This window comes from Microtetraspora malaysiensis (assembly GCF_050947145.1).
Taxonomy (GTDB): domain Bacteria; phylum Actinomycetota; class Actinomycetes; order Streptosporangiales; family Streptosporangiaceae; genus Microtetraspora_A; species Microtetraspora_A malaysiensis.
Genome location: NZ_CP191998.1, coordinates 2,955,433 through 2,982,312, shown reverse-complemented (window position 1 = coordinate 2,982,312; position 26,880 = coordinate 2,955,433). Strand labels below are relative to the sequence as shown.

Annotated in this window: 28 protein-coding genes; 11 read left to right on the top strand and 17 right to left on the bottom strand. The window is 70.7% G+C overall.

Features of this window, described 5'->3' with window-relative positions; genetic code table 11:
- Positions 1–97 precede the first annotated feature (97 nt).
- The gene (locus ACQP1V_RS14275; protein ID WP_433422921.1) at positions 98–601 is read right to left on the bottom strand and encodes a CBS domain-containing protein; all 504 of its coding nucleotides are present in this window, start codon (positions 599–601) and stop codon (positions 98–100) included.
- A complete protein-coding gene (locus ACQP1V_RS14270; RefSeq protein ID WP_433422919.1) occupies positions 598–1,488 on the bottom strand; it encodes a universal stress protein in 891 nt (296 codons plus the stop codon). Before ACQP1V_RS14270 ends, ACQP1V_RS14275 begins: the two co-directional genes overlap by 4 nt.
- Before the next feature lie 171 nt (positions 1,489–1,659).
- On the opposite strand from ACQP1V_RS14270, the gene ACQP1V_RS14265 reads away from it, so the two are divergent.
- On the top strand, positions 1,660–2,301 hold the full coding sequence (locus tag ACQP1V_RS14265; RefSeq protein WP_387413448.1) for a response regulator: 642 nt from the start codon (positions 1,660–1,662) through the stop codon (positions 2,299–2,301).
- Between the two features lie 33 nt (positions 2,302–2,334).
- On the opposite strand, the gene ACQP1V_RS14260 is transcribed toward ACQP1V_RS14265, so the two are convergent.
- Positions 2,335–2,997 (bottom strand): CBS domain-containing protein, encoded by a 663-nt coding sequence (locus tag ACQP1V_RS14260; RefSeq protein WP_387413446.1) that lies wholly within the window; start codon positions 2,995–2,997, stop codon positions 2,335–2,337.
- A 223-nt stretch (positions 2,998–3,220) separates the two neighbouring features.
- Between ACQP1V_RS14260 and ACQP1V_RS14255 the strand changes: the two genes are divergently transcribed.
- Both ACQP1V_RS14255 and ACQP1V_RS14250 read left to right on the top strand, forming a co-directional pair.
- Positions 3,221–3,889 carry a helix-turn-helix domain-containing protein gene (locus ACQP1V_RS14255; protein ID WP_067134079.1) on the top strand — a complete coding sequence of 223 codons (669 nt, stop codon included), beginning with the start codon at positions 3,221–3,223 and terminating at the stop codon, positions 3,887–3,889.
- A 104-nt stretch (positions 3,890–3,993) separates the two neighbouring features.
- On the top strand, positions 3,994–4,260 hold the full coding sequence (locus tag ACQP1V_RS14250) for a DUF1876 domain-containing protein (protein ID WP_067134083.1): 267 nt from the start codon (positions 3,994–3,996) through the stop codon (positions 4,258–4,260).
- A gap of 75 nt (positions 4,261–4,335) precedes the next feature.
- Here ACQP1V_RS14250 and ACQP1V_RS14245 read toward each other — a convergent pair whose 3' ends face one another.
- A complete protein-coding gene (locus ACQP1V_RS14245; protein ID WP_387413443.1) occupies positions 4,336–5,187 on the bottom strand; it encodes a universal stress protein in 852 nt (283 codons plus the stop codon).
- A gap of 132 nt (positions 5,188–5,319) precedes the next feature.
- On the opposite strand from ACQP1V_RS14245, the gene ACQP1V_RS14240 reads away from it, so the two are divergent.
- The 3 genes from ACQP1V_RS14240 (at position 5,320) to ACQP1V_RS14230 (ending at position 7,377) form a co-directional block, all read left to right on the top strand.
- Complete coding sequence (locus ACQP1V_RS14240) at positions 5,320–5,475, top strand: hypothetical protein (RefSeq protein ID WP_387413441.1); 156 nt, start codon at positions 5,320–5,322, stop codon at positions 5,473–5,475.
- Positions 5,476–5,492: 17 nt separating this feature from the next.
- Positions 5,493–6,491: a zinc-binding alcohol dehydrogenase family protein gene (locus ACQP1V_RS14235; protein WP_433425828.1), complete on the top strand. Its 999-nt coding sequence runs from the start codon at positions 5,493–5,495 to the stop codon at positions 6,489–6,491.
- Between the two features lie 184 nt (positions 6,492–6,675).
- Positions 6,676–7,377: a CBS domain-containing protein gene (locus ACQP1V_RS14230; protein ID WP_433422917.1), complete on the top strand. Its 702-nt coding sequence runs from the start codon at positions 6,676–6,678 to the stop codon at positions 7,375–7,377.
- Positions 7,378–7,522: 145 nt separating this feature from the next.
- On the opposite strand, the gene ACQP1V_RS14225 is transcribed toward ACQP1V_RS14230, so the two are convergent.
- Complete coding sequence (locus ACQP1V_RS14225; RefSeq protein WP_433422914.1) at positions 7,523–7,975, bottom strand: Hsp20/alpha crystallin family protein; 453 nt, start codon at positions 7,973–7,975, stop codon at positions 7,523–7,525.
- 290 nt (positions 7,976–8,265) lie between these two features.
- Between ACQP1V_RS14225 and ACQP1V_RS14220 the strand changes: the two genes are divergently transcribed.
- The gene (locus ACQP1V_RS14220) at positions 8,266–8,847 is read left to right on the top strand and encodes an Rv1733c family protein (RefSeq protein WP_433422911.1); all 582 of its coding nucleotides are present in this window, start codon (positions 8,266–8,268) and stop codon (positions 8,845–8,847) included.
- Between the two features lie 49 nt (positions 8,848–8,896).
- Here ACQP1V_RS14220 and ACQP1V_RS14215 read toward each other — a convergent pair whose 3' ends face one another.
- Positions 8,897–10,084 (bottom strand): hypothetical protein, encoded by a 1,188-nt coding sequence (locus tag ACQP1V_RS14215; RefSeq protein ID WP_433422910.1) that lies wholly within the window; start codon positions 10,082–10,084, stop codon positions 8,897–8,899.
- A gap of 330 nt (positions 10,085–10,414) precedes the next feature.
- On the opposite strand from ACQP1V_RS14215, the gene ACQP1V_RS14210 reads away from it, so the two are divergent.
- On the top strand, positions 10,415–11,143 hold the full coding sequence (locus ACQP1V_RS14210) for a glyoxalase (RefSeq protein ID WP_433422908.1): 729 nt from the start codon (positions 10,415–10,417) through the stop codon (positions 11,141–11,143).
- Positions 11,144–11,366: 223 nt separating this feature from the next.
- Here ACQP1V_RS14210 and ACQP1V_RS14205 read toward each other — a convergent pair whose 3' ends face one another.
- From ACQP1V_RS14205 to ACQP1V_RS14190, 4 genes are all read right to left on the bottom strand, one after another.
- Complete coding sequence (locus tag ACQP1V_RS14205) at positions 11,367–11,882, bottom strand: hypothetical protein (RefSeq protein ID WP_433422905.1); 516 nt, start codon at positions 11,880–11,882, stop codon at positions 11,367–11,369.
- A 57-nt stretch (positions 11,883–11,939) separates the two neighbouring features.
- Positions 11,940–12,107, bottom strand: a complete 168-nt coding sequence (locus ACQP1V_RS14200; protein WP_387413426.1) for a DUF3073 domain-containing protein — start codon at positions 12,105–12,107, stop codon at positions 11,940–11,942.
- 226 nt (positions 12,108–12,333) lie between these two features.
- On the bottom strand, positions 12,334–12,678 hold the full coding sequence (locus ACQP1V_RS14195) for an ArsR/SmtB family transcription factor (RefSeq protein WP_067134414.1): 345 nt from the start codon (positions 12,676–12,678) through the stop codon (positions 12,334–12,336).
- Positions 12,679–12,880: 202 nt separating this feature from the next.
- A complete protein-coding gene (locus ACQP1V_RS14190) occupies positions 12,881–13,825 on the bottom strand; it encodes a GlxA family transcriptional regulator (protein WP_067134107.1) in 945 nt (314 codons plus the stop codon).
- An 86-nt stretch (positions 13,826–13,911) separates the two neighbouring features.
- Here ACQP1V_RS14190 and ACQP1V_RS14185 point away from each other — a divergent pair, with 86 nt between their 5' ends.
- Together ACQP1V_RS14185 and ACQP1V_RS14180 are read left to right on the top strand one after the other, a co-directional pair.
- Positions 13,912–15,135 (top strand): MFS transporter, encoded by a 1,224-nt coding sequence (locus ACQP1V_RS14185; protein ID WP_433422903.1) that lies wholly within the window; start codon positions 13,912–13,914, stop codon positions 15,133–15,135.
- A 210-nt stretch (positions 15,136–15,345) separates the two neighbouring features.
- Positions 15,346–15,651, top strand: coding sequence for a hypothetical protein (locus tag ACQP1V_RS14180; RefSeq protein WP_433422901.1), 306 nt, complete (start codon positions 15,346–15,348; stop codon positions 15,649–15,651).
- A gap of 76 nt (positions 15,652–15,727) precedes the next feature.
- On the opposite strand, the gene ACQP1V_RS14175 is transcribed toward ACQP1V_RS14180, so the two are convergent.
- Genes ACQP1V_RS14175 through ACQP1V_RS14165 form a run of 3 tightly spaced genes read right to left on the bottom strand, consistent with a single transcriptional unit; the run spans position 15,728 to position 19,283 of the window.
- Positions 15,728–17,491, bottom strand: coding sequence for an acetyl/propionyl/methylcrotonyl-CoA carboxylase subunit alpha (locus ACQP1V_RS14175; protein ID WP_433425826.1), 1,764 nt, complete (start codon positions 17,489–17,491; stop codon positions 15,728–15,730).
- Positions 17,492–17,505: 14 nt separating this feature from the next.
- A complete protein-coding gene (locus tag ACQP1V_RS14170; RefSeq protein ID WP_067134113.1) occupies positions 17,506–17,718 on the bottom strand; it encodes an acyl-CoA carboxylase subunit epsilon in 213 nt (70 codons plus the stop codon).
- Complete coding sequence (locus tag ACQP1V_RS14165; protein ID WP_067134115.1) at positions 17,715–19,283, bottom strand: acyl-CoA carboxylase subunit beta; 1,569 nt, start codon at positions 19,281–19,283, stop codon at positions 17,715–17,717. Before ACQP1V_RS14165 ends, ACQP1V_RS14170 begins: the two co-directional genes overlap by 4 nt.
- 92 nt (positions 19,284–19,375) lie before the next feature.
- Between ACQP1V_RS14165 and ACQP1V_RS14160 the strand changes: the two genes are divergently transcribed.
- Positions 19,376–20,062: a TetR family transcriptional regulator gene (locus ACQP1V_RS14160; RefSeq protein ID WP_433422898.1), complete on the top strand. Its 687-nt coding sequence runs from the start codon at positions 19,376–19,378 to the stop codon at positions 20,060–20,062.
- A 48-nt stretch (positions 20,063–20,110) separates the two neighbouring features.
- Here ACQP1V_RS14160 and aceE read toward each other — a convergent pair whose 3' ends face one another.
- The 4 genes from aceE to ACQP1V_RS14140 all read right to left on the bottom strand — a co-directional run bounded on the left by aceE (position 20,111) and on the right by ACQP1V_RS14140 (position 26,816).
- Positions 20,111–22,645, bottom strand: coding sequence for a pyruvate dehydrogenase (acetyl-transferring), homodimeric type (gene aceE, locus ACQP1V_RS14155; RefSeq protein WP_433422895.1), 2,535 nt, complete (start codon positions 22,643–22,645; stop codon positions 20,111–20,113).
- A gap of 141 nt (positions 22,646–22,786) precedes the next feature.
- On the bottom strand, positions 22,787–25,063 hold the full coding sequence (locus ACQP1V_RS14150; RefSeq protein ID WP_433422892.1) for a DEAD/DEAH box helicase: 2,277 nt from the start codon (positions 25,061–25,063) through the stop codon (positions 22,787–22,789).
- A gap of 101 nt (positions 25,064–25,164) precedes the next feature.
- Positions 25,165–26,124 (bottom strand): LysR family transcriptional regulator, encoded by a 960-nt coding sequence (locus ACQP1V_RS14145; RefSeq protein ID WP_433422889.1) that lies wholly within the window; start codon positions 26,122–26,124, stop codon positions 25,165–25,167.
- Positions 26,121–26,816 carry a CTP synthase C-terminal region-related (seleno)protein gene (locus tag ACQP1V_RS14140; protein WP_433422886.1) on the bottom strand — a complete coding sequence of 232 codons (696 nt, stop codon included), beginning with the start codon at positions 26,814–26,816 and terminating at the stop codon, positions 26,121–26,123. The genes ACQP1V_RS14145 and ACQP1V_RS14140 overlap by 4 nt, the downstream gene beginning before the upstream one ends.
- Positions 26,817–26,880 lie beyond the last annotated feature (64 nt).

Sequence of the window (26,880 nt, the reverse complement as noted above, 5' to 3'; positions counted from 1 at the left end):
TCAGTCTCCGGACAGGCACGGAGGGCGGTCAGGGCCGAAGGTCGGTGCGGGGCGCGCCGTTGGTCCCCGGACGTCTCTGGCGCGCCCGCGGCAGCGGTCAGTCGGATGGGAGGACGGGGTTGAGGTGGAACAACCCGGTCCGCACCTCGCCGCCGCTCTCCCGCGTCCGGCCCTGCTCGCCCCGCTCCTCGTCGCGGCCGGCACGGCCCGCCACTGCCCTCAGCACGTCGCTGACCGTGATCAGGCCGAGCAGCCTGCCCGCCTCGGAGACGACGGGAACGGCGTCGCAGGCCACGTCGAGCATGACGCAGGTGATCCGCGACAGCGTCTGCCCCGGCCCCACCTTCGGCAGGCGACGCCGGCCGAGGAGGCTGCGCACCTGGCGGCGCGAGTGTTCGTCCGGCCCGCCGCCGCACCAGGTGGCGGCGACGTCCTCCCTGGTCAGGACGCCGAGGACATGGCAGTCGTCATCCACGACGGGCAGGTGGTGGACGTCGGCGCGGCGCATCAACTCCCACGCCATCAGCGGCGACTCCTCCGCGGTGACCGTGACGAGCACGCGGGTCATGATCTGCTCCGCGGTCAGATCCTCCACGCTCATTGCTCCTCCTCTCCCCGGCCCACGACGGCGACGGCGCAGTGAGCCCGGTGCAGGACGCCGTGGCCGACCGATCCCAGCACGGCGGAGCCGAACGCGCCGAGGCCCCGGGACCCGACCACGAGCAGGTCGGCCCGGCGCGAGAACTCCGACAGGACCGCGATCGGGTGCCCGCAGATGAAGGACTGCTCCACCTGCACGCCGGGGTGCTTGTCGCGCCACGGCGCGATCCGCCGGCGGGCCGTGTCCGCGCTCTGGTCGAAGACCTCTTCCAGCGCCCGTGTGTAGCCGACCCCGAACGGGGTGAACGCGGGCACCTGCCAGGCATGAACCACCCGCACCGGGACCCCGCGCAGCTCGGCCTCCTCGAACGCGTACCGCATGGCGGCCTCGGAGTGCTCGGAGCCGTCGAAGCCGACGACGATCTCCCGCCCCGCCTCCTCGTCCGGCCCGCGTACGTCCTTGCTCGGTCCGCGGACGATCACGACGGGGCAGGCGGCGTGACCGGCCAGGCCCAGCCCGACGGAGCCGAGCACGAGCCCGGCGAAGCCGCCCATGCCCCGGCTGCCGACCACCATGGCTGTGGCCTTCCGGGACTCGGCCTTCATCTTCTCCACGACCGTGCCAGAGGCCAGTTCCGCGGTGACGGCGAGCCCCGGGACCCGTTCCCTCGCCCGCTGCGCGGCCGCGTTGATCACACCCTCGCAGTGCTCGGAGAGCGACTGGTCGTACCCCTCGACGCCGTGGAAGGGGTACCGGTGCGACCACGGCTCACGGACGTGCACGATCTTCAGCGGCGCGCCCCGGCGTGCCGCGTCGTCGGTGGCCCAGTCCACCGCCGCGGTCGACTGCGGGGAACCGTCTACTCCGACGACGATGGGTGCGATCATGGCGCGTCTCCTCCTAGGGCCGGTGAATTCCATTCCACCACCGGGCTCTCGGCAGCCCAGCGGCCGAACGTCCCATGATTGCGGGACCTCCGGCCCCGCGCCCGGCGGGAACGGCCGGCCTCGTTCCGGCCGCCTACCCATCCAGACGGATCGGACGCTAGCGTGCATGACATGATTCGTGTATTCCTCCTGGACGATCATGAGGTCGTGCGGCGCGGTGTGGCGGCCCTGCTCGAGGCCGAGGACGACATCGAGGTCATCGGCGAGGCGGGCACGGCCGAGTCCGCGATCGCCCGCATCCCGGCGCTCAAGCCGGACGTCGCCGTCCTCGACGTACGGCTGCCCGACGGCAGCGGCGTCGACGTCTGCCGGGAGGTGCGCTCGCGGATGCCCGAGCTGGCCTGCCTCATGTTGACGTCCTTCGCCGACGACGAGGCGCTGTTCGACGCCGTGATGGCCGGGGCCTCCGGGTACGTGCTCAAGCAGATCCACGGCTCCGACCTGGTCGGCGCGGTGCGGACGGTGGCCTCGGGGCAGTCGCTGCTCGACCCGCAGACGACGGCGAGGATGCTGCAGCGCCTGCGCGAGCAGGCCGACAAGCGTGACCCGCTCGCGGCGCTGTCGGAGCAGGAACGGCACATCCTGGAGCTGATCGGCGAGGGGCTGACCAACCGGCAGATCGGCGAGCGGCTCTACCTGGCCGAGAAGACCGTCAAGAACTATGTGTCCAACCTGCTGAGCAAGCTCAACATGCAGCGCCGCACGCAGGCGGCGGCCCTGGCCGCGCGGCTCAAGGTCGACCGCGGCGAGTGACCGGGGCCCCGGGGCGCCCGGCGTCGCCGCCGGTCAGTGGAGCGGCGGCACCACGAGGTCGTTCTTGGCGAACGTGATCTCGGTCGTCACGCCGATCACGCCCTCGACCGCGCGTACCGCCTCGACGAGGTGGGAGATCTGCGAGCGCCTGTGCACCCTGCCCCGGATGGTGACCATGCCGCACTCGATGAGGACGTCCAGGCACTCCGGGTCGGCCTGGTGCCCGATCACCTCGGCGATGTCGGCGCGGATGTCCTCCACCGGGCGGTTGAAGATCCGGAGCAGGTCGGACTGGTGGACGGTCCCGACGATGCGCCCGGTGACCGGGTCGATCACGGGGAGCTGCTTGATCCGCTTCTCGTGCATCAGCCGCGCGGCGACCCGTACGGGGGTTCCTGGGGTCACGGTCACCGGCGGCGTGCTCATGATCTCGGCGGCGGTGACGCCGAGCGCCTTGCGGTGCTCGCGCCGCCGCCTGCCCGGGTCCAGGAGCGCGCCGGGTCCTCCGGGCGCGCCGGTCTCGCGGAGCAGCAGGTCGTCCTCCGAGACGACGCCGACGGGCCGGCGCTCGGCGTCGATCACCGCAACCGCTCCCACCCTGTACCTCTCCATCGCGGCGGCGATGTCGGCGAAGCCCGCGTCCTCCTGGACCGCGATGGCCACACGTCCCATGACGTCTCTGACCGTGACGGACATGGCGTCCTCCCTCGCTGCCGCTCCCTCGCTCCCGACCAGGGTCCGCCCGGGGCGGAGCCCCCGGGCAGCGGCGTACGTCCTCCGCACGCGGGGCTTAGGTCCCTGAATGCCCCGCTCAGGGCGGTATAAGCGGCCGGGGCAGGGGTATCGCGACGACGGCGGCGGGCACGGCGTACCGTCGCTTCTGAAGGTGTCATGACCCTCGACGAAGGAAGGGGAGCAGATGTCCCGCCGAACGGTCTCGCCCGGTGACCTTGGCCGCCGCATCGCCCACCACCGCAAGCGCCTGGGGCTCAGCCGTGAGGAGCTGGCGGAGCGCGCGGGCATGGCTCCCGGTTTCGTGGAGTACGTCGAGGAGGCCGCCGCCTCGATCACCGAGGAGGCGCTGCTGCGGCTCGCGGCGGCGCTGGAGACCACCACGGACGATCTACTCGGCGCCGACATGGACCGGCCGCCCGGCCAGGGACCGGCCACGGCGCACCCGGTCCTGCACGCGCTCGATCCCGAGGAGTGCATGCGCCTGATCGAGCCGGGCGGCGTGGGCAGGGTCGCCTTCAGCGGGCCCTGCGGACCGACGGTCCTCCCCGTGAATTTCAAGGTCTACAAGGGCGCGATCGTCTTCCGCACCCAGTACGGCGGACCGATGGAGGAAGCGGTGCGCACCGGACTGGAAGGCGTCGAGCTGACGATCGGCTTCGAGGTCGACCACATCGACGAGGTCAACCGCGAGGGGTGGAGCGTCCTCGTCCAGGGGCCCGCGCACCGCGTCTCGGCGGACGAGCTGGAGGAGGCGGCCGGCACCGGGGTGGAGCCCTGGGCCGGGGGCGCGCGCGAGACGTACATCCGGATCGCGCCGCACACCATCAGCGGCCGCCGGATCAGCAGCTTTTGACCGTAAATTCTCCACAAAAGTTACAAATAGCGACATGCCAGGCCAAAAGCCCCTTCCGTTCGCGATGGACCGAGGGGACGCTTAAATCGGGAGGTGTGTTCACTATGGAGCGCAAGGAGTGGAACGTCGAAATCTTCATCGACGAGGACGAAACCGACCAGGTGACCACAGCCCGGGCCGTGCTACACGCGGGCGACGGCACCCGGCACGAGAGCGTGGCACACGCCCGGCGCAACCCGCATGACCGGCCGGTGCCGCAGATCGGGGACGAGCTGGCGGCAGGGCGCGCCCTGTCCGACCTGGCCGCCAAACTGATCGAGGACGGCGCCGAGGACGTGGCCCAGTTCGCCGCGGCCGCCCGGTCCAGCTGAGCCTTCTCGGGTCGCCCACGGAATCCGAGGCGGGGGCGGGGGTGGCGAACAGCCGGCCCCGCCCCCGCCCGCGTCTCACCGCTCCCGGGGCGGCGGGATCACGGCCACCGGGCAGTCGGCGTGCTGGAGGAGGGCGTTGCTGACGGAGCCGAGCACCAGCCCGGCCAGGTCGCCGCGCCCGCGGGACCCGACGACGAGCAGCCCCGCGCCGGCCGACGCCTCCTTCAGCACCTCGACCGGGTGCCCGTTGACGACGTGCTCGGTGACCTTCACCTCGGGGTGGCGGCGCGCCGGGCCCGCCAACGCCTCGGACAGCATGGCGCGCAGGCCGTCCTCCTCCTGCGCGGACGCGGCGGCCTCGAAGCCGCCGGCGACCAGCCCCCGCCAGGCGTGGACGGCGTGCAGTTCCGCGTCATGGAGGGCGGCCTCGGCGAACGCGAACTCGACGGCGCCGGCGTTCGACGGCGCCCCGTCCACGCCCACCACGATCCTGCGGCGGCCCTCCGCCGGGAGCGCGCGAACCACGACGACAGGGGATGGCGCCCTTCCGGCCACGCCGAGCGCCACGGAGCCGAGCAGAAGCCCGCGGAAACCGCCGAGCCCGTGGTTGCCGACCACGAGCAGTTCCGCCTCCTCCGCCGCCTTGATCAACGCGGTCCGGGCATCCCCCGGCAGCAGGGCGGACTCGACGGCCACATCTCCTTCCTGCTCCCCGATCCGGTCCAACGCCTCGGCGACAACGGTGTCGGCTCCTTCGCGCATCCACCTCGCCACGTCCGTGTACGGACCATGGGGAGGCATCTCGGACGCCCACTTCGGCATCGAGTGGACCACACGCAACGGGGTGCCGCGCAGCGCCGCCTCACGAGCCGCCCAGGCGGCGGCCTCCAGCCCCGCCCCGGAACCGTCGACACCAACGATGATCATCTTTTCTCTCCTTCATCGCGCAACCTCACAGGTCCCTGTGTACCCGGCCGGGTCCGGAGGTGCGGTTTCCCGTCTTTCGTGGTCGCCGTACGCGGGAATGGATAGAGGGACATTCGCCGCGAAAGGGCCGTGATGGACATCATCCAGATGATCGAGCAAGCACAGGACAAACCCGCGGTCAAACGCGTGTTCGGCGAACCGATCGTCCAGGACGGCATGACGGTCATCCCGGTCGCCCGGGTCGCCGGAGGCGGAGGCGGCCACGGCGATCGGGGCCGAGAGGATTGACCGGCATGGACGCCGGCATGGACGCCTGGGTGGTCGCCCGTCCGGGCCCGATCGCCACACGTCCCCTCGAACGGGCGCGGCTCCCGGTCCCCACCCCCGGACCCGGCGAGCTGCTCGTACGCGTCGAGGCGTGCGCCGTCTGCCGTACGGACCTGCATCTGGCGGAGGGTGACCTGCCTCCACGGCGGCCGCGGACCGTCCCCGGCCACGAGGTCGTCGGCAGGGTGACCGCGCACGGCCCCGGAGCGGAGAGCCCGCCGCTCGGCGCCAGGGTGGGCGTGGCCTGGCTGCGCTCGACGTGCGGACGCTGCCGCTACTGCCTGCGCGGAGCGGAGAACCTCTGCCCGGCGTCCACCTACACCGGCTGGGACGCCGACGGCGGCTACGCCGAGTACGTCACCGTACCGGCGGGCTTCGCGTACCTCCTGCCGGACGATCACGCCGCCGAGACGCTCGCGCCGCTGCTGTGCGCGGGGATCATCGGCTATCGGGCCCTGCTCCGTGCCGACCTGCCGCCCGGGGGCCGGCTCGGGATCTACGGCTTCGGCGCCTCGGCCCACCTGACGGCGCAGGTCGCCATCGCCCAGGGCGCCGCCGTACACGTGATGACGCGATCGCAGCAGGCGCGGGAACTGGCCCTGGAGCTGGGCGCGCGGTCGGCGGGCGGGGCGTGGGACCCACCGCCCGAGCCGCTGGACGCGGCCATCCTGTTCGCGCCGGTGGGCGACCTCGTGCCGCCCGCGCTCGCGGCCCTGGACCGCGGCGGGACGCTCGCCGTGGCGGGGATCCACCTGACCGACATCCCGGTGCTCAACTACGAACGCCACCTGTTCCAGGAGCGGACCCTGCGCAGCGTCACGGCCAACACCCGCGCGGACGGGCGGGCGTTCCTCGAACTCGCCGCGCTGCACCCTCCCCGGGTCGCGACCACGCCCTACCCCTTCGGGGCCGCCGACCGGGCCCTGGCCGACCTCGCCGCCGACCGCGTCGAGGGCGCGGCCGTGCTCCTGCCGTAGAGGAGGGAACCCGCGTGCCGCCGCCCTCCGCTCCGAGGCCCGTCCGGGGGCGGGCATGAGCTGCGCTCTACGTCCGAAGGGCCCTCCGTTTCGGGACTTCCGACCTCTGCCCGGCGCCGCCCGGCGCCACTTGGATGGTGGCCGGGCATTCCCATCGTTTCCCGGCCGTATTTGGAGGCACGTGATGCGCGTCAAAGTGAGGGACATCATGGCCCCGCATGTGGTGTCCGTCGACGGAGGCACGCCTTTCAAGGACGTCGCGGAAGTGCTCATCGCGCACAGTGTGAGCGCCGTACCGGTGGTGGACGACGAGGGCCACGTGATCGGGGTCATCTCCGAGGCGGACCTGTTGCGCAAGGAGCAGTTCAAGGAGCAGTACTACGGCGAGGGCTACCAGCCGCCGCTGCGCGCCCGCCTGCGGCACCGCCTCACCGAGAAGAACCACAGCATCAGGGACACCGCCCACGGCGAGACCGCCGCCGAGCTGATGACGTCCCCGGCGGTGACCGTCCCGCCCGGCGCCTCCGTCGTCACGGCGATCCGGTTGATGGACCAGCACGGCGTGAAGAGGCTGCCCGTCGTGGACGCCGACGGCGTCCTCATCGGCATCGTCAGCCGCCAGGACATGCTCCGGGTGTTCGTACGCACCGACGCCGACCTCGCCGAGGAAGTGCGCGATGACGTCGTCGGGCACTCGCTGTGGGCGGAGAGCTCGCGGATGGAGGTGGACGTGTGTCAGGGGGTCGTCACGCTGACCGGGTGGACGACCCGGCGCAGCGACGCCGCGATCGTGGTCGCCATGGCCCGCCGGGTCCACGGCGTGATCGACGTCGTCGACAAGCTGGAGTGGGAAGAGGACGACACCCCGCGGTGGCGCCGCGGCTGACCGCGACTCCCCGGCGCGACTCCCCGGCGGGTACGCGGCTCACGGCCGAGGCGCGTGGAAGGCGCCGTTCCCGTGACATGCGGCCGCTCCCGTGACATGGGAAAGGGCGGGAGCCCGCCCGGCCCCCGCCCCGTCCGTCTCGGAATCAGGTCGCCTCCCCGATCTGCGGGCGTTCCTCGCCCGCCGTCCGCTGGATCGGGATCCGCCGCCCCTCGGCCTTCTTCTCCGTCTCCAGGCCGACGCTCACCTCGAGGACGCCGTCCTTGTACGTGGCCTGGACGTCGTCCTCCCGCACATCCAGCGGGAGCGTGATGGAGCGGTAGAGCGACCCGTAGTGGAACTCGGTGCGGCGGCGCTCCCTCATCTCCTCACTCTTCTCCGCGCGTATTTCGAGCACCCCGTTCGTCAGGGTGATGTCGACGTCCCTCGACGGGTCAATGCCCGGAAGCTCGGCCCGTACGATGTACCGGTCGCCTTCCACGTAGTCCTCGATTCGGATCAGCTCGGCGGACGAGCGCAGCCCCATCAGCGGCGATTCCAGCCATTCCAGCAGGTCCGGGAAAGGCCATCCGGACTCCCTGCGTGCGATGGCACCCATCTCCGACTCCCTTCGCAGCGAGCCTTCTCCTCCATGACATCACCAGGAGTAAGGGGCGATGTCAGGGTCTGAGGTCCCGGACCGTGGGGACCATCGCCGCGATTCTCCCCCTGATCCGCCCCCGGGCCTGCCGGAAACACCTCGGCCCGCGCCGGACGCGTCCGTACCCGGCGCGAGCCGGGGCACAGCACCGCGCGGGTACGGACGAAGGTCCCTCCATAGCCGGGTCGATCAGCACTGTGCCGGGCCTCGGCCGGTTCCCTACGGTCGGGTACGTGTGGAGGTATGGGATGAATACGCCGATATCAGCGAGGCTGGCCCGGTTCCTAGGCCTGGATCACAATCCCCTGCGCCGCGCGGCCGATCATGTGGAATCGACGATCCTCATCACGCTGCTCATCCTCTTCACCGCGATCATCCCTGTGGGGACGTACCTCGCCTCCCGCACGGCGTACGTGACCGCGCAGACAGAGAACGCGGGCAAGCACCAGGTGACGGCGACGCTGTACGAGCAGCCCTCCCCCGCTCAGGGGTCGCGGCTGGGCGGCACGGCCGAGTTCCGGGCCGGCGCCCGCTGGCAGACGTCCGACGGCAAGCTCCACGAAGCGGTGATCCCGGTCAGGGGCACCGCCACCGTCGGCACGAAGGTGAACATCTGGGTCGACGCGCACAGCGAGCCGTCCCGGGAGCCCGCCGGCGCTCTGGAGATCATCATGGCGACCGTGATCGTCGCCCTCGCGGCGCTCTCCGGGCTCGCCGCGGTGCTGGCGATGTTCGTCGGCCTCCTCCGCCGCACCATGCGGCGCCTCAACCGGAAGAGCTGGGAGGAGGCCTGGACGAGCGTCGAGCCGCGCTGGGCCCGCCGCTACTGATCGCCTACGCCCGCGACCTACGCCCGCGACGGCGTCGCCCGTCCCCGGCTCAACGGCTCGCCGCGGAACCGTTCACCGTCACGACGCTCTCCGGCGTGGTGATCGCCGGGAACGTCCCGGTGTCGATGATCCCGTGCTCGTTGTACGCGGCCTCCAGCAGCGCGTGGGCCTTGGGCTCCAGCTTCCACAGCGCGCGATATTCGCGGGCGGTCACCAGCGGGATGCCGATCTCGTGCGCGATGTCGGCGGCGCGGGGCACGAAGCGGCGTTCGATCTCCCGCTCCCAGTACTGGCGGGCCGCGCGCATCAGCGCGGCGCGCTGCGCCGTGTCGACCGGAGGCGCCGGCTCGACCACCTCACGTCCCTCCTCGTCGTCGTCCTCGTCGTCGAGGAGCGGTGCGCCCGCGGCGAGAAGCACGGCGTGCGCGGGACGTACGGACTGCTCCGCCGGCTTTTCCTCCTCTTCGGGCGCCCACGGGACGGGCGGGCTCAGGTCGATCAGGGCGGACGTGTTGTAGAGCGCCCCGATCTGGGACAACAGTGCCTCCTGCCGCTCGGAGTCCACGGCCAGTCCCGTGTGCTCCACCGCCTGGTCCATCGCCCGGTCGAGCTTCCTGAGCGCGGCGCGCATCTTCCGGTCGGACGCTCCGGCCGCGCGCAGCGCGCGGGCCCGCTTGGCGGCCAGCGCCACGCGGGTGAGCCGGCGGTGCGCGTCCACCTCGCCGGCCGTGCGGTCGCCCGCCTCGGCGAGCCCGATGCGGACCATGACGCGCTCAGGGGTGACCCGCCAGTTGATGCGGGCCCGTCCGGTGATGCGGTGCCGTTCGATCGCCATGCCGCGCTCCCAGAGCCAGGCCGCGACGAGCGGGGCGGCCAGCCGGAACAGGGCCTCGGGCAGGCTGCGGGCGTCCATGCTGGACAGCACCGCCGACAGGGAGGTGAACACCCATACGGCGATTCCGTCGATGCCGGCCGAGTAGTTCTCCCGCATGTTCCGGCGGGCCCGTACGGCGCTAGTGATCACGGCGACTTCGATGAACGCGAAGAGCAGAAGGCGAAGGGGGCCGTCGAAGCCCAGGACGTCGCCCGAGAAGCGCCACATGCCCTGGGCGGAAACGCCGGTGGCGATGGTCGCGGCGACGATCGTGAGGATGTCCTCCGGGGGACGCGGCGCGGCGAAACGCCGATAAAGGGTGATGATTGTCCGACAAGCGGCCCGGAGCGCAAAATACCCCACAATCAGAATAATCAGGGCGAATACGCAGATAACAGCGGTACCGACTGGATGATCCGCCATAAAGGCGGTGATTTTCTCCATGGGGGGCATCAGTCACTGTCCATCAGTCTCGAAGAACACGAGGTATGCCCCGCGATCATTCCAGAATGTCGCCATCTTGTTGGGCGAAACGGAAGTTCGCCCTGAGCCGGATTTACCCGCCTGCAGTTCGAACCGACGTCACGGATGCCCGCTTACACCAACCTGCGTCCTAATCGAAGTGGAACGATCCATATGCGAGGTTCGCTCCGGGGTGCGAGCATCGCCGGACGACCTGGAAGGTGGAATGACGTGAGTGAGATCGCGGTTCGGCCGAACGAGACGACGGTGCCGTTGATGCCGTGCGCGTCGGTGGAAGAGACCTTGGCCTTCTATGAGGCGCTGGGGTTCGAGGCGACCTACAAGCAGAGCAAGCCCTATGTCTATCTGGCGCTGCGATGGAGCGGATTCCACCTGCACTTCGGCCCGGCGCCCGAAGGGCTGGATCCGGCCCGGGAGCAGTCCGGAGGCTGCCTGGTCCTGGTCGACGCCGTGGCGCCGTATCACGCGGCGTTCGTCGCGGCGATGCGCCGGGTTCACGGCAAGGTGCTGAGTTCCGGCCTGCCGCGGATCACCCGCTACCGGCCAGGTGCGTCCCGGTTTACGCTGATCGATCCGTCCGGGAACTCGATCATGTTCATCCAGCGCGACGAGCCGGCCGAACTGGAGTATGGCGGCTCGAAGAAGCTGACCGGCCTGGCCAAGGCGCTCGACAACGCCCGGATTCTGCGCGAGTTCAAGAATGATGACCTGCAGGCTTTCCGCGCGCTCAAGTCGGCGGTGCGCAGGCACGGCGCGGACGCCCCGGTGGTCGAGCGGGCCATCGCCCTGTGCCACCTCATCGATCTGGCGACGGCCCTCGGCGAGCCCACCGATCCTTGGGCCGCCGATTTGCGCGGTCTGGAGCTCACCTCCGGCGACAGGCAGCGCATCGAGTCAGAACTCGGGCATCTCGCCGGGATCCAGGAGTGGCTTCCCTAAAAAGGGCAGACGCCACTTCGCAATCGGTCACTCATCAGTTATGCGATGGCTGTGCCAGAAATATGCCAGGCGGGTTGCGCGAAAAGCCGCCACCCAAACCCACCTCATGTTATTTGTCAGCGCGAAGGCCCCGTTGGAGAGCTTTCACCACAAGAAACCCGGTCAGCCGGAAAACTCCAGGCGGACTGCCGTCGTGGGTCGCCGAGGCCGGCCCCGGCGGTCGTCACCCTCGCCGGGCGCGGGCGAGATCCCGCGCCAAGTGCGACGGACGCAACCCGGCGGCCACCAACCGGCGGAGATCGGCCGCGGTGTCGTGCATGAGCTGAACATGGAAGTAGTTGACGTATTCGAGCACCGCGACGAGAGCGAACGCCACGCCGGGCCAGGAAGCGCGCCCGGGGCCGGCGGCCGCGGCGTACGCGGTGAACGCCACTCCGGTTACCAGGAGGGGCACATCGGCCACTCGCGCGATCAGAAAGGCGCGGACTCCCGGAAGAGGGCCCGGCCTTCGCAACTGGCGGAGCTTGGCGATCCAGTACAGCGACCCCTGGACGAGGAGGAGCGCGGCCAGAACGAATCCCACGGCGTTCGCCGCCGTGACAGGCAGGCCGACCACCCCGAACCAGACCCACGCCTGAAAGGGGATGTTGGCCGCTTCGAGCAGGGCCAGGTTCCGAAGCCTGGACCGGACCTTGCCCGGCACGCCGGGAGCGGTGGCCCGCGGCGGGGAGAACGTCATGAAGGCACCGGGAAGCGGAAGGACCGGTCCCCGCAAGGGACCGGTCCTTCTCCGCGCCTACGCCTGACCTGCACCGTCGTTGGGAGCATCGGTCTCGTCATCACGCATGGGCTCGTCGACCACGCCGAGGTCCTGGCGCAGCCTCTCGAGATCCATGTTGTGGTTGGCGTACTTGAGCTCGCGAGCGACCTTCGTCTGCTTCGCCTTGGCCCGACCCCGCCCCATTGATCGTCCTCCCGTCACACAGGCCGTGCTTCGCCCTATTCTCTATCATTTGAAGAATTATGCAATTTCCCACACCGTCTAGGTGTTGGGCATAGGTTTGTCCACGGCGTACGGCTCGCACCCGTGGGACCGGGCGGGTCCGCTGGGGGTCGCGACGCGGCGCACCGGCGGCCCCGAGGCCCCTCGGCGGGTGCGCCGCGCCTTCCGTACGACGTGCGAGGCCCGATCACCCGGGCCGGGTATGCTCCGCCTCTCGCAACTCCGCCAGCAGCTCGCCCTGTCCGGCGATCATGTCAGTCAGGATGCGTCTCGCCGCTCGCAGCAGATCGGCCACGTCGTTGCTGCTCAGTGCGTATACGACGGTGGATCCCTCGCGCGTCGAGGTCACGATACCCGCCCGCCGCAGCACGGCGAGCTGCTGCGAAAGGTTGGACGCCTCCACCTCGATCCCGGCGAGCAGATCGCGCACCGGGAGGGGGCCGTGCTGGAGAAGTTCCAGGACCCGGACCCGTACGGGATGGCCGAGCGTGCGGAAGAAATCCGCCTTCGCCTGGTAGAGGGGAACGGGCATCAGCACCTCCCCCTGCGGCCATCCGCCCCCGGCGGGGGGGCTGCTCGTCGAGGTGCGCGCGGCCCGGCGACGTCACACATGCACGTCTCCGTTCCTTGGTGCGGAACCGGCTGACAACGAGAATTCGTCACACGCCATGATAGCCAATTGAAAACTTCTTCAAGTCCATGACGCGCCCGCGTCCGCGCCGGGGACCGCCGCTTCAACGGAAGGAGCGCCGGTAGGCGGCGGGCGTGGTGTTCAGCGCGTTGTGGAAGCGGCGGCGCAGGTTCACCGCCGAGGACAGGCCGACGCGCTGGGCGATGGTCTCGACGGACAGGTCGGTCTCCTCCAGGAGGGCGCGGGCACCGGCTATGCGACGGTCGAGCAGCCAGCGGCCGGGGGAGATGCCGAGCTGGCTGGTGAAGTGACGGCTGAAGGTACGGCAGGACAGGCCGGAACGGGCCGCCATGTCCTCGATCGTCAGCGGCCGGTCCAGGTTGGCGGTGATCCAGTCCAGCAGCGGGGCGAGCGAGTCGGGCACCGGGCCGGTGGTCGGCAGTTCGGGGTACTGGCGCTGGCAGCCCTCCCGGTGCGGGGCGGCCGACAACTGGCGGCCGATGCGCATCGCCAGGGCGGCGCCGTACTCTCGCCGGACCTGGTTCAGGCAGAGGTCGATGGTCGTGGCGGTGGCACCGGCCGTCGCCACGTCGCCGTGATCCACGTAGAGCACGGACGCGTCGGGCCGGACGCGGGGGAAGCGTGCGGCGATCTCGGCGGCCTGTTCCCAGTGGGTGGCGGCGGCGCGGCCGTCCAGGAGGCCGAGGCTCGCCGGGATGTAGATCCCCGAGCAGATGGCCATGATCCGCATACCGCGGGCGTGGGCCGCCAGGATCGCGGCACCGAGATCGGAGGAGACCTCCACCGTTGAGCACCAGCCCGCGATGAGAAGGGTGTCGGCCTCGGCGAGGGCCTCCAGCCCGCGCTCGACGATGATGTCGACGCCCATGGTCGTCCGGACCGGCCCCGGGCGTTCGGCGCAGAGGGTGAAGTCGTAGTGCTCGGGGATGTCCGGGCCGTGGTAGCCGAAGACCGCGGAGGCGCTGGTCACCGGATACAGCTCCTGGAGCGGGCTGAGCAGGGCGACCACGCGGCGCTTCATGAGCATGGCATAAATGTACCTAATGATGTCATTGTGGACACCTGTGCCGGGCTTGCGGGATGTCCACAGTAGGTGGTCATGGAGTTCAGGAAATGACCGCGCTTTACGACTGCGAACAGTCCCTCGCCGCCCCGGCCAGGCTCTGGACCAGGGACTTCGTCTTGTATTTCGGCGCCAGAGCGGTGTCGTTGCTCGGTGACGCGATGATGCCCGTCGCGACCGCGCTGGCCGTCGGAGCGATTTACGGGGTGTCCGGCGTCGGCTACGTGCTGGCCATCTGTACCGCCCCGTTCGTGCTCTTCATCCCGTTCGGCGGAGTGTTCGCCGACCGGTTGGGCGCCCGGACCATGATGGTCAGCGCGGACATCATCCGGATCTTCACCCAGACCGCGGTGGCCGTCGCCTTCTTCACCGGCACCCCGCCGCTCTGGCTGCTGCTGTCCGCCTCGTTCCTGTCCGGTACGGCAAGCGCGATGTTCCAGCCCGGCGTCAACGGCATGGTCCCCCTTGTCGCCAAGGACCCGCAGCGCGCCAACGGCACCTTGAAGATCGCCGATGCGGCCACCCAGCTCGGCGGGCCCGTCCTCGCGGGCCTGCTGATGACGCTGACCGGCGCGGGCGCCGTCTACACGGTCGATGCGGGAACCTTCCTGCTCAGCGGCCTGTGCCTGGCCTTCATCCGGCTGGCTCCGGCCGCCGGGGCCAAGGAACGCTCGACGGTCATGGTGGACCTGCGCCGCGGCTGGCTGGAGTTCCGCTCCCGCAACTGGATGTGGTCGGTGATCCTCATCTGGGTGTTCTTCGGCATCCTGGTCTTCGGCCCCTACATCCCGTTGGCCTCGCGCCTGGTCGGCGACCGCCTCGGCGATGCCGCCTACGGCTGGGTGATGGCCGGCCTCGGCTCCGGCACCGTTCTCGGCGGGCTGATCGCGATCAGGCTCCGGCCGTCACGACCGCTCGCCGCCGGTGGCGCGGCCATCTTCGGGTTCGGGTTCATCCCGCTGACGGTGGCGCTGGAACTGCCGCTGCCGCTGCTGATGGCGGGCCACCTGCTGGGCGGGATGTCCCTGGCCTTCTGGTCGGTGATGTGGTCGACGAGCGTCCAGACCCAGGTCGCCCCCGACGTCCTCAACCGGGTCACCGCCTACGAGATCGCCGGATCGGTGTCCGGAATGGCCGTCGGGCAGGCACTGGTGGGACCGGTCTCGGAGATCGTCAGCCCTCGGGGCCTGCTGTTCGTCTCCACCGGCGTCAGCTTCGCGGTCTGCGCGGCCCTGCTGCTGACGTCTCCGATTCGCCGCCTCCGCCGGGCCTGATCCCCGGGTACGGCTCGCGCCCTGGCCTGCCGGGGAGCCGCCCCAGGGCCAGTGCCGGACCCGCACCAGAACAGTGTGGAGTCTGCACAACTCCTCGTTCCCGCTCCCACATCCACGTGCTTGGCTGGCCCGTGAGCGGCACGAGGAGGTCACATGGCAGGGCGGCGGACGGAACCGGTCCCGGTCCGTGAGGGGGCCACCCCAGAGGAAATGGCACGGGTCGTCGCGCTCATCGGCTTCGTCTGCCTGCTGCCGCTCGCGGTCGTCGACTGGCTACTCGGCACGGTGACGACACGCACGCTCGTCTGCTCCGCGTACGAACGGGGCGGCGTGCTGGACTGCGGCGGGTCGGCGGGCTTCGGGGAGGCGATGCTGACGGGCACCCTCCTGGGGCTCCTGCTCACCGCCCTCCAGGTTTGGCTGCTGGCCCGCGTCGTCCGCCGCGTCCACGCGCGCGGCTCGGGCGGCGTCCGGCCACCGGGCGAACAGGTGGACGCGCAGGCGCCGGGGCCATAGCGCCCCGGCGCTCCCCGTCGTGCCGGACGACGACCAGTCGTCCGGCACGACGGGGACGCGCACCCCGGCTTCGGCGCTAGTCCTTGATCTCGCAGATCGTGGACCCGGCGGTGACACCCGCCCCGACCTGGGCGGAGAGCCCGGTCACGGTGCCCGCCTTGTGCGCGGTCAGCGGCTGCTCCATCTTCATCGCCTCAAGCACCACGATCACGTCGCCCTCGGTGACGACGGCGCCGTCCTCGACCGCGACCTTGACGATCGTGCCCTGCATGGGCGAGGTCAGCGCGTCGCCGCTCGCCGCGGCGCCGCCGGCCTTGCGGGAGCCGCCGGCGCGCTTCGGCCGCCCGCCATTCGGCCGGGCCGACGCGGCCGCCCCGGTCGCTCCGAGCCCGGCGGGCAGGACGACCTCCAGGCGCTTGCCGCCGACCTCGACCGTGATGCGCTCGACGGCGCCGGGCTCGGCGGTCGCCGTGTCCCCGGCGTACGGGGCGATCGTGTTGTCGAACTCGGTCTCGATCCAGCGGGTGTGGACGCCGAACCTCTTGCCGTTGCCGATGAACGCGGGATCGTCGACCACCACGCGGTGGAAGGGCAGCACGGTCGGCATGCCCTCGACGACGAACTCGGCCAGCGCGCGGCGTGAGCGCTCCAGCGCCTGGGTGCGGTCGCGGCCGGTGACGATGAGCTTCGCGACCAGCGAGTCGAAAGAGCCGGGGACCGTCTCGCCCTGGTCGTACCCGGCGTCGAGCCGCACTCCGGGGCCGGAGGGGGCCTGCCAGCGGGTGATCGTGCCGGGCGCGGGCAGGAAGCCGCGGCCCGCGTCCTCGGCGTTGATCCGGAACTCGATCGAGTGCCCGCCGACCTTGGGGTCCTTGTAGCCGATCTCCTCGCCACAGGCGATCCGGAACATCTCCCGGACCAGGTCGATGCCGGTGACCTCTTCGCTGACCGGGTGCTCGACCTGGAGCCGCGTGTTGACCTCCAGGAAGGAGATCGTGCCGTCCTGGCCGACGAGGAACTCGCAGGTCCCGGCGCCGACGTAGCCGGCCTCGCGGAGGATCGCCTTGGACGACTCGTACAGCGTGGCGATCTGCTTGCGCGAGAGGAAGGGGGCCGGGGCCTCCTCGACGAGCTTCTGGTGGCGGCGCTGCAACGAGCAGTCGCGGGTGCTGACCACGACGACGTTGCCGTGCCGGTCGGCCAGGCACTGGGTCTCGACGTGGCGGGGACGGTCCAGGTACCGCTCGACGAAGCACTCGCCGCGCCCGAACGCGGTGACGGCCTCGCGGACGGCCGACTCGTAGAGCTCGGGGATCTCCTCCAGGGTGCGGGCGACCTTCAGCCCGCGCCCGCCCCCGCCGTACGCGGCCTTGATGGCGATGGGCAGGCCGTGCTCGCGGGCGAACGCGACGACCTCGTCGGCGCCGGACACGGGGTCGCTGGTGCCGGCGACCAGGGGCGCGCCCACCTTCTGCGCGATGTGCCGGGCCTGCACCTTGTCGCCGAGGGCGTCGATCGCGGAGGGCGGGGGGCCGATCCAGACGAGGCCGGCGTCGATGACGGCCTGGGCGAAGGCGGAGTTCTCGGCGAGGAAGCCGTACCCGGGGTGGACGCCGTCGGCGCCGGTACGGCGGGCCACGTCGAGGATCTTCTCGATGTCGAGGTAGGTCTCCGCCGGGCTGGCCCCGCCGAGCGCGTACGCCTCGTCCGCCATCCGCACGAACAGGGCGTCGCGGTCCTGGTCGGCGTAGACCGCCACGCTGCCGATTCCGGCGTCCTTGCAGGCGCGGACGACGCGCACGGCGATCTCACCGCGGTTGGCGACGAGCACCTTGCGCAGGACGGGAGAGTTGCTCACTGAAGTCCTCCAAGCTTCCAGCTCGAATCGCGCCAGGCTCCGGGACCGGCGGCGAGGGGCCGGCGCATCATGTGGTGACGGGCGGCCCAGCGACGTGGCGGGGCGGGCACGGGCGCCGGAGCGGTCGCCGCGCGCGCGGCGACCGCCATGACCAATGCGGCGAGCTCCTCCGGGGATGGCTCGCCCTTGACGACGCGCAGCTCGCTCACAGCGGGATGTTCCCGTGCTTCTTGGGCGGCAGCCCCTCCCGCTTGCCGCGCAGCAGCCGCAGCGAGCGGACGATCTCCCTCCGGGTCTCGCGAGGGGCGATCACCGCGTCGACGTAGCCACGCTCGGCCGCCTGGTAGGGGTTGGCCAGGGTGTCCTCGTACTCCGTGACAAGTTTGGCACGGAGCTCCTCGGGGTCGTCGGCCGCGGCGAGTTCCTTGCGGTAGAGGATGTTGACCGCGCCCTGGGCGCCCATCACGGCGATCTGCGCGGTCGGCCAGGCGAGGTTGAGGTCGGCGCCGAGGTGCTTGGACCCCATCACGTCGTAGGCGCCGCCGTACGCCTTGCGGGTGATCACGGTGATCAGCGGGACGGTGGCCTCGGCATACGCGTAGAGGAGCTTGGCGCCGCGGCGGATGATGCCGTTCCACTCCTGGTCGGTGCCGGGCAGGAAGCCGGGGACGTCGACGAGCGTGAGCACGGGGATGTTGAACGCGTCGCAGGTGCGCACGAAGCGCGCGGCCTTCTCCGAGGCGTTGATGTCGAGGGTGCCGGCGAACTGCATGGGCTGGTTGGCGACCACGCCGACCGGCCGGCCCTCCACCCGCCCGAAGCCGATGATGATGTTGGGCGCGAACAGCGCCTGCACCTCGAGGAAATCGCCGTCGTCGAGGAGGGACTCGATGACGTTCCGCATGTCGTACGGCTGGTTCGCCGAGTCGGGCACCAGCGTGTCGAGCGCAAGGTCGACGTCGTTGACCTCGAGGTCGGCCTCCTCGTCGAAGACCGGGGGCTCGTCGAGGTTGTTCTGGGGCAGGTAGGACAGCAGCGCCTTCACGTACTCGAGCGCGTCGTCCTCGTCATGGGCGAGGTAGTGGGCGTTGCCGCTCTTGGTGTTGTGGGTGAGGCCGCCGCCGAGCTCCTCGAAGGTGACGTCCTCGCCGGTGACGGTCTTGATGACCTCGGGGCCGGTGACGAACATGTGCGAGGTCTGGTCGACCATGACGGTGAAGTCGGTCAGCGCGGGCGAGTACACGTGGCCGCCCGCGCAGGCGCCCATGATCAGGGAGATCTGGGGGATCACGCCGGAGGCGTGCACGTTGCGCCGGAAGATCTCTCCGTACAGGCCGAGAGAGACGACGCCCTCCTGGATGCGGGCCCCCGCGCCCTCGTTGATGCCGATGATCGGGGATCCGGTCTTCACCGCGAGGTCCATGACCTTGCAGATCTTCTCGCCGTACACCTCGCCGAGGCTGCCACCGAGGAAGGTGAAGTCCTGGGCGAAGACGCAGACGTTCCTGCCGTCGATCGTGCCGTATCCGGTGATGACGCCGTCGCCGGGGACGCGGTTGCGCTCCAGCCCGAAGGCGGTGCTGCGGTGTTTGGCGAGCGCGTCCAGTTCGACGAACGAGCCCTCGTCGAGCAGTCGCTCGATCCGTTCCCTGGCGCTCAGCTTCCCCTCGGCGCGCCGCTTCTCGGCCGCTCGACCGGTGGATCCGACCTGCACGGCCTCGTCGCGTCGGTCTTCGAGATGGGCGAGTTTGCCCGCCGTACTGTGCAGATCCATTGATCACCACACCTCTTGAGACTGAGTTTCAATCGTACGATACTGAGTCTCACAGCATTCGACAAGGTTCGCCAAACAGGGAGAATGGGCCGATGGCAAGATCGCCCACCAGCCAGCGCCTCGCCGACGCGGCGATTGGGCTCTTCAACGAGCGCGGCTACGACGAGACCACCGTGGACGACATCGCGGCCCGGGCCGGCGTGAGCCGCAGCACCTTCTTCCGGTACTACCGGTCGAAGGAAGAGGTGATCTTCCCTGACCACGACGCGCTGCTGGCGAAGGTCGAGGCCCGGCTGAGGGCCTCCACCGCGGACACCGCGATCGTGGCGATCTGCGACGCCGTCCGCATCGTCCTCGCGCACTACGTCGAGGACGCGGAGGTGTCGCTACGGCGCTACCGCCTGGTCGGCCGGGTGCCCGCGCTGCGGCACCGCGAGATCGCCAGCGTCGCACGCTACCAGCGGCTGTTCCGCGAGTACGTCGGCGACTGGCTGGCCGGGACACCCGACGCCCCGCTGCGCGCCGAGCTGATGGCCTCGTCGGTCGTCGCCGCCCACAACCAGGTGCTGCGCGGCTGGCTGCGCGCGGGCGGCTCCTACGACCCGTTCGAACCGCTCGACCACGCCCTGCAGTACGTCATCAGGACGTTCCGGCACCTGGAGAACATGGAGGGTCCGCACGAGGGCGAGGACCAGGTGGTCGTGGCGGCCTTCCCGCGCTCGGCCTCCCCGGACGACGTCATGGACGCCATCCGGGCGCACCTCGGCTCGCGGCAGTAGCCGGCAGGCGGGAGCCGGTCGGCCACCGCCTGCCGGGAGAGCCGCCGGTCAGGCGGACGCGTACCGCTGCGCGGCCTCCTCGGCGAGCTCGGGCTTGAGCGCCCGCAGCACCGCCACCGTGATCGCCTGCGCGTCCACGCCGAAGTGGCGGCGGGCCGCCTCCCTGGTGTCGGACAGGCCGAACCCGTCGGTGCCCAGCGACACCCACTCCTGCTCGACCCACGGCCTGATCTGGTCGGGGACCGCCCGCATCCAGTCGCTCACCGCGACGACCGGCCCGTCCGCCCCGCCCAGGGCGGCGGTGACGTACGGCACACGCTCGCGCTCCGCGGCCATCGCCTCACGGCGCAGCTCGCTCCAGGAGGTGACCGACCAGACGTCGGCGCCCACGCCCCAGTCGTCGGCGAGCAGCCGCTGCGCCTCCAGGGCCCAGTGCATCGCGGTGCCGCTGGCGAGGATCTGCGCCTGGCCGCCTCCGGAGGAGTAGCGGTAGATGCCGCGTACGATGCCCTCCTCGACGCCCTCGGGCATCGCCGGCTGGGGCAGCGGCTCGTTGTAGACGGTGAGGTAGTAGAAGACGTCCTCCGCCGCCTCGCCGTACATCCGGCGCAGGCCGTCGCGGACGATCGCCCCGACCTCGTACGCGAAGGCGGGGTCGTAGCTGAGGCACGCGGGGTTGGCCGAGGCGAGGAGCTGCGAGTGGCCGTCGGCGTGCTGCAGCCCCTCCCCCGTCATGGTGGTGCGGCCCGCGGTCGCGCCGATCAGGAATCCGCGCCCCATCTGGTCGGCGAGCGCCCACATCTGGTCGGCCGTGCGCTGCCAGCCGAACATCGAATAGAAGATGTAGAACGGGATCACCGGCTCGCCGTGCGTGGCATAGCTCGTGGCGGCGGCGGTGAAGCTCGCCATGCAGCCGGCCTCGGTGATGCCCTCGTTCAGGATCTGCCCGGTCGCCGACTCCTTGTACGACAGGAGCAGCTCCCGGTCGACCGCGTCGTACCTCTGCCCGAGCGGGGAGTAGATCCCCGCGGTGGGGAAGAGCGACTCCATGCCGAACGTGCGGGCCTCGTCCGGGACGATGGGCACCCAGCGCGCGCCGGTCTCGGGCACCCGCATCAGGTCCTTGACCAGGCGGACGAAGGCCATCGTGGTGGCGACGGTGGCGCCGCCCTTGGCGAGCGCCTCGAACGGCCGGTCCGGCGCCGGCGGCAGCGGGGCGGACACGGTGGCGCGGCGGGGCATGGGGCCGCCCAGCGCGTTCCGCCGCTCGGCGAGGTAGCGGCGCTCCTCGGGGCCGGGCTGCAGGTACGGCGGCAGGTCCCCGTCCAGTGCCGAGTCGGGGACGGGCAGGTCGAGGCGGTCGCGCATGGCGCGGAACTCGTCCTGGGTGAGCTTCTTCATCTGGTGGTTGGCGTTGCGCGACTCGAAGCCCGAGCCGAGCGTCCACCCCTTGACGGTCTGCACCAGGATCACCGTGGGCCCGTCGTGGTGGTCCAGGGCCGTGCGGTAGGCGGCGTAGACCTTGCGCGGCTCGTGTCCGGCGCGCGAGCCGCCGACGAGGCGTTCGAGCTCCTGGTCGCCGTACGGCGCGGCCAGGTGCTCCAGCCCCCGGAACAGGTGCTCACGGATGTAGGCGCCGTCGGAGGCGGCGAAGGTCTGGAACTGCCCGTCGGGCACCTCGCCCAGGCGGGCGGCGAGCAGCCCGCCGACGTCGCGGCTGAGCAGGCCGTCCCACTCCGTGCCCCACAGCGCCTTGACGACGTTCCAGCCCGCGCCGCGGAAGACGTTCTCCAGCTCGCGTACGACGCGGGTGTTGCCGCGTACCGGCCCGTCGAGCCGCTGGAGGTTGCAGTTGATCACGAAGGTGAGGTTGTCGAGCTTCTCCCTGGCGGCCAGGGTGAGCGCGGCGGTCGCCTCGGGCTCGTCCATCTCACCGTCGCCGAGGAAGGCCCACACGTGGCCGCCCGAGGTGTCCTTGATCCCCCTGGCGGCGAGGTAGCGGTTGAACCTGGCCTGGTAGATCGCGTTCAGCGGGCCGAGCCCCATGGAGACGGTGGGGAACTGCCAGAAGTCCGGCATCGCTCGCGGGTGCGGGTAGGACGGGAGCCCTCCCCCGCCGGCCTCCCGGCGGAACCGGTCGAGCTGGGCCTCGGTGAGCCGCCCCTCCAGGAACGCGCGGGCGTAGATGCCCGGTGAGGCGTGGCCCTGGAAGTAGACCTGGTCCTCGGTGCCGTGGAAGAAGTGGTTGAAGCCCACTTCGTACAGCCAGGCCGCCGAGGCGTAGGTGGAGATGTGGCCGCCGAGGCCGAGCTTGCTGCCCCTCGTCACCATGGCGGCGGCGTTCCACCGGTCGTACGCCGCGATGCGCTCCTCGATCGCCAGGTCGCCCGGGTACGCGGGCTCCTCAGCGGTGGGAACGGTGTTGAGGTAGGGGACCGTCGGCGCTCCGATCGTGTCGAGCAGCCGCCCCATCAGATAGCGTGCCCGGTCGGGGCCCGCCTCCCGTACGAGCGCCTCCAGGGACTCGCGCCATTCGGCCGTCTCCTCCGGGTCGGCGTCGGGGATCTGGTCCCACAGCGTCATGGCCACCGCCTTTGCTTCCTGAGGGAATACCAATCATCCGATGATTCCATCAGATGATAGTCCCCGATTGCGGGTTCTCCCATGCCCGGATCCGGATGTGCGAGAAAGCGGTCGCCTCGACGCGTCAGCGCAGGTGAAACGTCACCACCGTGACGGCACGTTCCCGCTGTCCGGACAGACCGCGCCCTCGGCCCGAGGCGGCGTGATCGGCGGGGACGTGTCCGGGACCGGCGGGGTCACTCCGAGGCGCCGCTGCTCCTCCTCGACGATCTGCCGGGCGATCGTCTGGTCGGAGATGTCGACGGCGTCGGGCGTGGATTCGGCCAGGTCGCTCCGCCGGGCGTACGCGTCGAACAGCCGGGCCTTGCCGCGGAGGATCTCGAGCATGCGCTCGTCGACGCTGTCCGCCGCGAGGATGCGGTGCACCAGGACCTTGCGCACCTGCCCCATCCGGCGAACGCGGGCGACGGCCTGGCTTTTCATGGTCGGTTTGACCTGGGGTTCACAGATGATCACAACGGACGCGGCCTGCAGGTTGAGCCCGACACCGCCGGCCTGGATCTGGCTGAGCAGCACGGCATGCCCCGGTGCCGCCGTGAAGTCGTCGACGATCCGCTGGCGGCGGGCCGCGGGGACGTTCCCGGAGATCGGCCCGTGGGCGCGGCCGCCGAGAGCACCGCGGACGACGGCCAGGACATCCCGGAAGAAAGAGAAGATCACCACCTTGTGGCCGTTCCCGGCGGCCTCCTCCACGAGTTCCAGCACCCGCTGGAGCTTCGCCGACGCCGCCGGAGAGGCGTACGCGGCGCGGCGCATGGCCATGAAGTTCCCCTGCGCCACGGCCTCGCGGTACGCGGTGAGGTCGGCCGGGCCGAGCTCCTCCCACTCGTTCACCTGGACGAGATCGGGCAACTCAGTGAGGACGTCTTCCTGGTTCCTGCGCAGGTAAGCCGGCGCGACGGCCCTGCGGAAGGCTTCCGCTCCCGCCGCCGCGTCGCTCCCCCGAATATGGGGGACGAGCTCCGGCTGGAGATAGCCCACCAGGCTTCGGAACTCCTCCACGCGGTTCTCCATCGGAGTGCCGGTCATGAAGAGCACCCGTTCCGTGCGGTCGCACCATTCGGCGACCGCCCGCGACCTGCGGGCCGCCGGGTTCTTCACATAGTGCGCCTCGTCCACGACGAGCATCTCGATCGTGAATCCGGCGGGCACCTCGACCCGGTGCAGGATGTCGATGGTGGCCACGGCGATGCCGCCCTCGCGCAGCCAGCCCTCCTCCGCCGCGAGACGGTCCGGGCCGTGCAGAGGATGGGCCCTGAGAGTGCTGCGCCCCTCGATCTCGCGCACCCAGTTGATCAGGACACTGGCCGGGCAGGCCACGAGGAAATGCCTGCCGCCTCGGGCCTTGAGATGCGCGAGAGCGGCGATGGCCTGGACCGTCTTGCCCAGGCCCATCTCGTCGCCCAGGATCACCCGGCGCTGGACGAGCGCGAATCGGGCTCCGAACGACTGGTATCCGCGCAGGGACACCCGGCGATGGGTGTCGTCGAGCTGCTGGGCCTTGACCTGGGAGGAGATGTCGTCGGGAACGAAGCCTTCGGCGGCGGCGCGATCCGGCTCCAGGCCCGCGGCCTCGGTGAGCAGGCTGTAGTACTCGGACGCCCGCAGTTCGAAGTCGGCCCATGCCTCGAACCCGGTGACTCGCGGGCGGAGCAGGTCGACGGTCGCCTGATTGATCAGCAGCCGGGTGCCGCGGGCTCTCGCCGCCGCGAGGATGCTCGCTATCTGGGCGACGGCCTCCCGCGCCCGGCCGCGGCCTTCCTTGCCGGCCAGTAGCATCCGCCACCGGCCGCGAGCCGGCCGCGCGGCGGGCAGCAGCACGGTCAGCCGCTTCTCGATGTCCGTCGCCGCGTCACGCGCTCGCGCGAGATCGGGGCCCGCGATGACCAGGACGTTCAGGGCGATCAGCAGATCCGTGGTCTCCGGAGTCCGATCGTCGACGTCGATCCGGACGGCCACCGTCTGCTCCGCCGCGTCCGCGATCTGCCGGGCCGCTGCCTGCACCTGCGCCGCCGTACGCGCCCCGATCCCGGGAACGAGCTGGAGCGCGTAGGGCGTCGCGTCGAGAACGTCCAAGACCGTGCTGTATCCGGCATGCTCGAGCGCCCCGAGCCCCAGCCGCCCCTCGGTGACGTCCCTGACCCGCGATATCGGAATCGACCCCAGGTCCTCCCGCGCCGAACGTGCCCGTACGGCGGACAACGCCTGTCCGACGTCGCCGAGGGCACGCGCGTCGTCGGCGCGCAGCGTCCGAGCGTCCGCGAGGACGAGCTTGGCCTCCTGGACGAGGGCCCTCGTCTCCTTGGCCGTGAGCGCCGCGGTCGCGAGTGCCGCGTCTTCGCTCCCCGTCCCGTCCAAGCGTTCGCCTTTCCTCCACCCTGATCGCAGGAGTCTCACCGTGACCAAGCGCTCGAGGAATGTCAACGCGGGACGACGACGGATCGTGCTCCATGGCGAAGTCAACCAGCGCGCCCTGAGACCGGGCCCGCGAATTCCCTGCCGGGACCCATCCCTTCAGCGCGGCTGGGTTGGGGTGTGAGGGTAACGGCCAATTCGGCGAAGGCGGTGGCCGTTGGGAGCGGGTTGGCGGGCAAGGCGAGAAGGACGGTGCGCTCAGCAGCCGGGTCCAGCGGGATCGCGTGCACGCCCGGGCGATGGGCGGGCAGCGACAGTTCAGGGACGATGCTCACCCCGAGCCCCTCGGCGACCATGGCGAGAATGCTGTTGGTGTCGCGCACCCGGTAGTGGCACTTCAGGCTCGCCCCCGCCGCCCGCGCGAGTGCCGTGATCAGAGGCTCACAGCCGCCCGTGGACATGATGAACGGCTGCCGGGACAGTTCGACCACCGGTACCGAGTCGCGGACGCCCAGTTCGTGACCGCTGGACAGGACGGCCAGCATGCGGTCGGTGGCGAGTGGTCGCGCCATCAACCCTGCAGGGAGCGCGGCCGTGGTGGCCCGTGCGCCCGCCACTCCGGCTGACACAGTTGCGATATCCGCCGCTCCCGTTTCGAGCCACTCCAGCACCTCGTCGTCCGAGCCTTCCATCACCGTGAGCCGCACCTGCGGATGCGCATCCTCGAACCTCCGCAGGATCGGCGGCAGCAGCCGGACGTTGGCGCTGGGGATGACACCGACGCGTAGGCTGCCACGCTCATGCTTCCGGGCTGCGGCCGCCTCCTGCTCCAGCGCTTCCACCTGGGTGAGAATGAGTGCGGCGCGGCGGCACACGGCACGCCCAGCCGCCGTCAGGCTCACCCCGTGGTTGCCCCGCACCAGCAGCGCGACCCCGAGCTCGCTCTCCAGGGCGCGCAGCGCGTGGCTGACGGCAGACTGCGTGGTGGCCAGTTCCTCGGCGGCCCGGGTCATGTTGCCGGTGCGTGCGACCGCCTGCAGGATCCTCAGTTGGGTGAAGGTCATAGCGCCGCGCGCAGCAGGCCGACGACCAGCGGGTGCGGGGCCTCAGGACGCGAGCGGGTTTGCGGCACGAACAGTGTCGCCACGTAGTAGGGGTGGCCGGGAATCTCCAACACCCGGGCCTCGCCATCACCGTCCACTCCTGTGACTGAGAAGCCACCCTCGTGCAGGGTCTCCTGCCGGCTGGGGTCGAGACCGAAGTTGCAGTAATACTCCTCTTCGACCTCGGTCCGTCCGTACAGTGCGGCCACTCGGGTACCGGGGACCAAGGTGACAGGCATGGTCTTGCCGGCCAGCGAGCAGGCCAGTTCCGACACGAAGAGGGTAGAGGCGTATGGGTCGTACTCTGCGTGCTGTGCGTCCTCGTAGCCGAGCACGTGGCGGGCGTACTCGATGACCATGTGCTGGCAGCCGCCGCACGTCCCAAGGGTGGGCACGCTGTGCTCGCGGCCGTGCCGAAGCGCGGCGAGGGCGCCGCGCAGGCTGCGGTACGGACTGCCGGGCGCGCACCACAACACGTCGGCGGCCTTGACCTCGGCCAGGTCAGATTCGAGCGGTTTGGTGGCCAGCCAGCGGACGTCCACCCCGATGCCGAGGTGCGCGGCGGCGTGCCGCAGCGCGTCGTCGGTAGCCACGTGCGGAGGAAAAGCCAGGTCGCGGTCGCCAATGACCGCGACGCGCAGAGATCGGTCCATGGCCTCACTATGCGACGTTCCGGCCTGAGCACCAATATCAGACCATGCGTGCGCCATGAGCGAT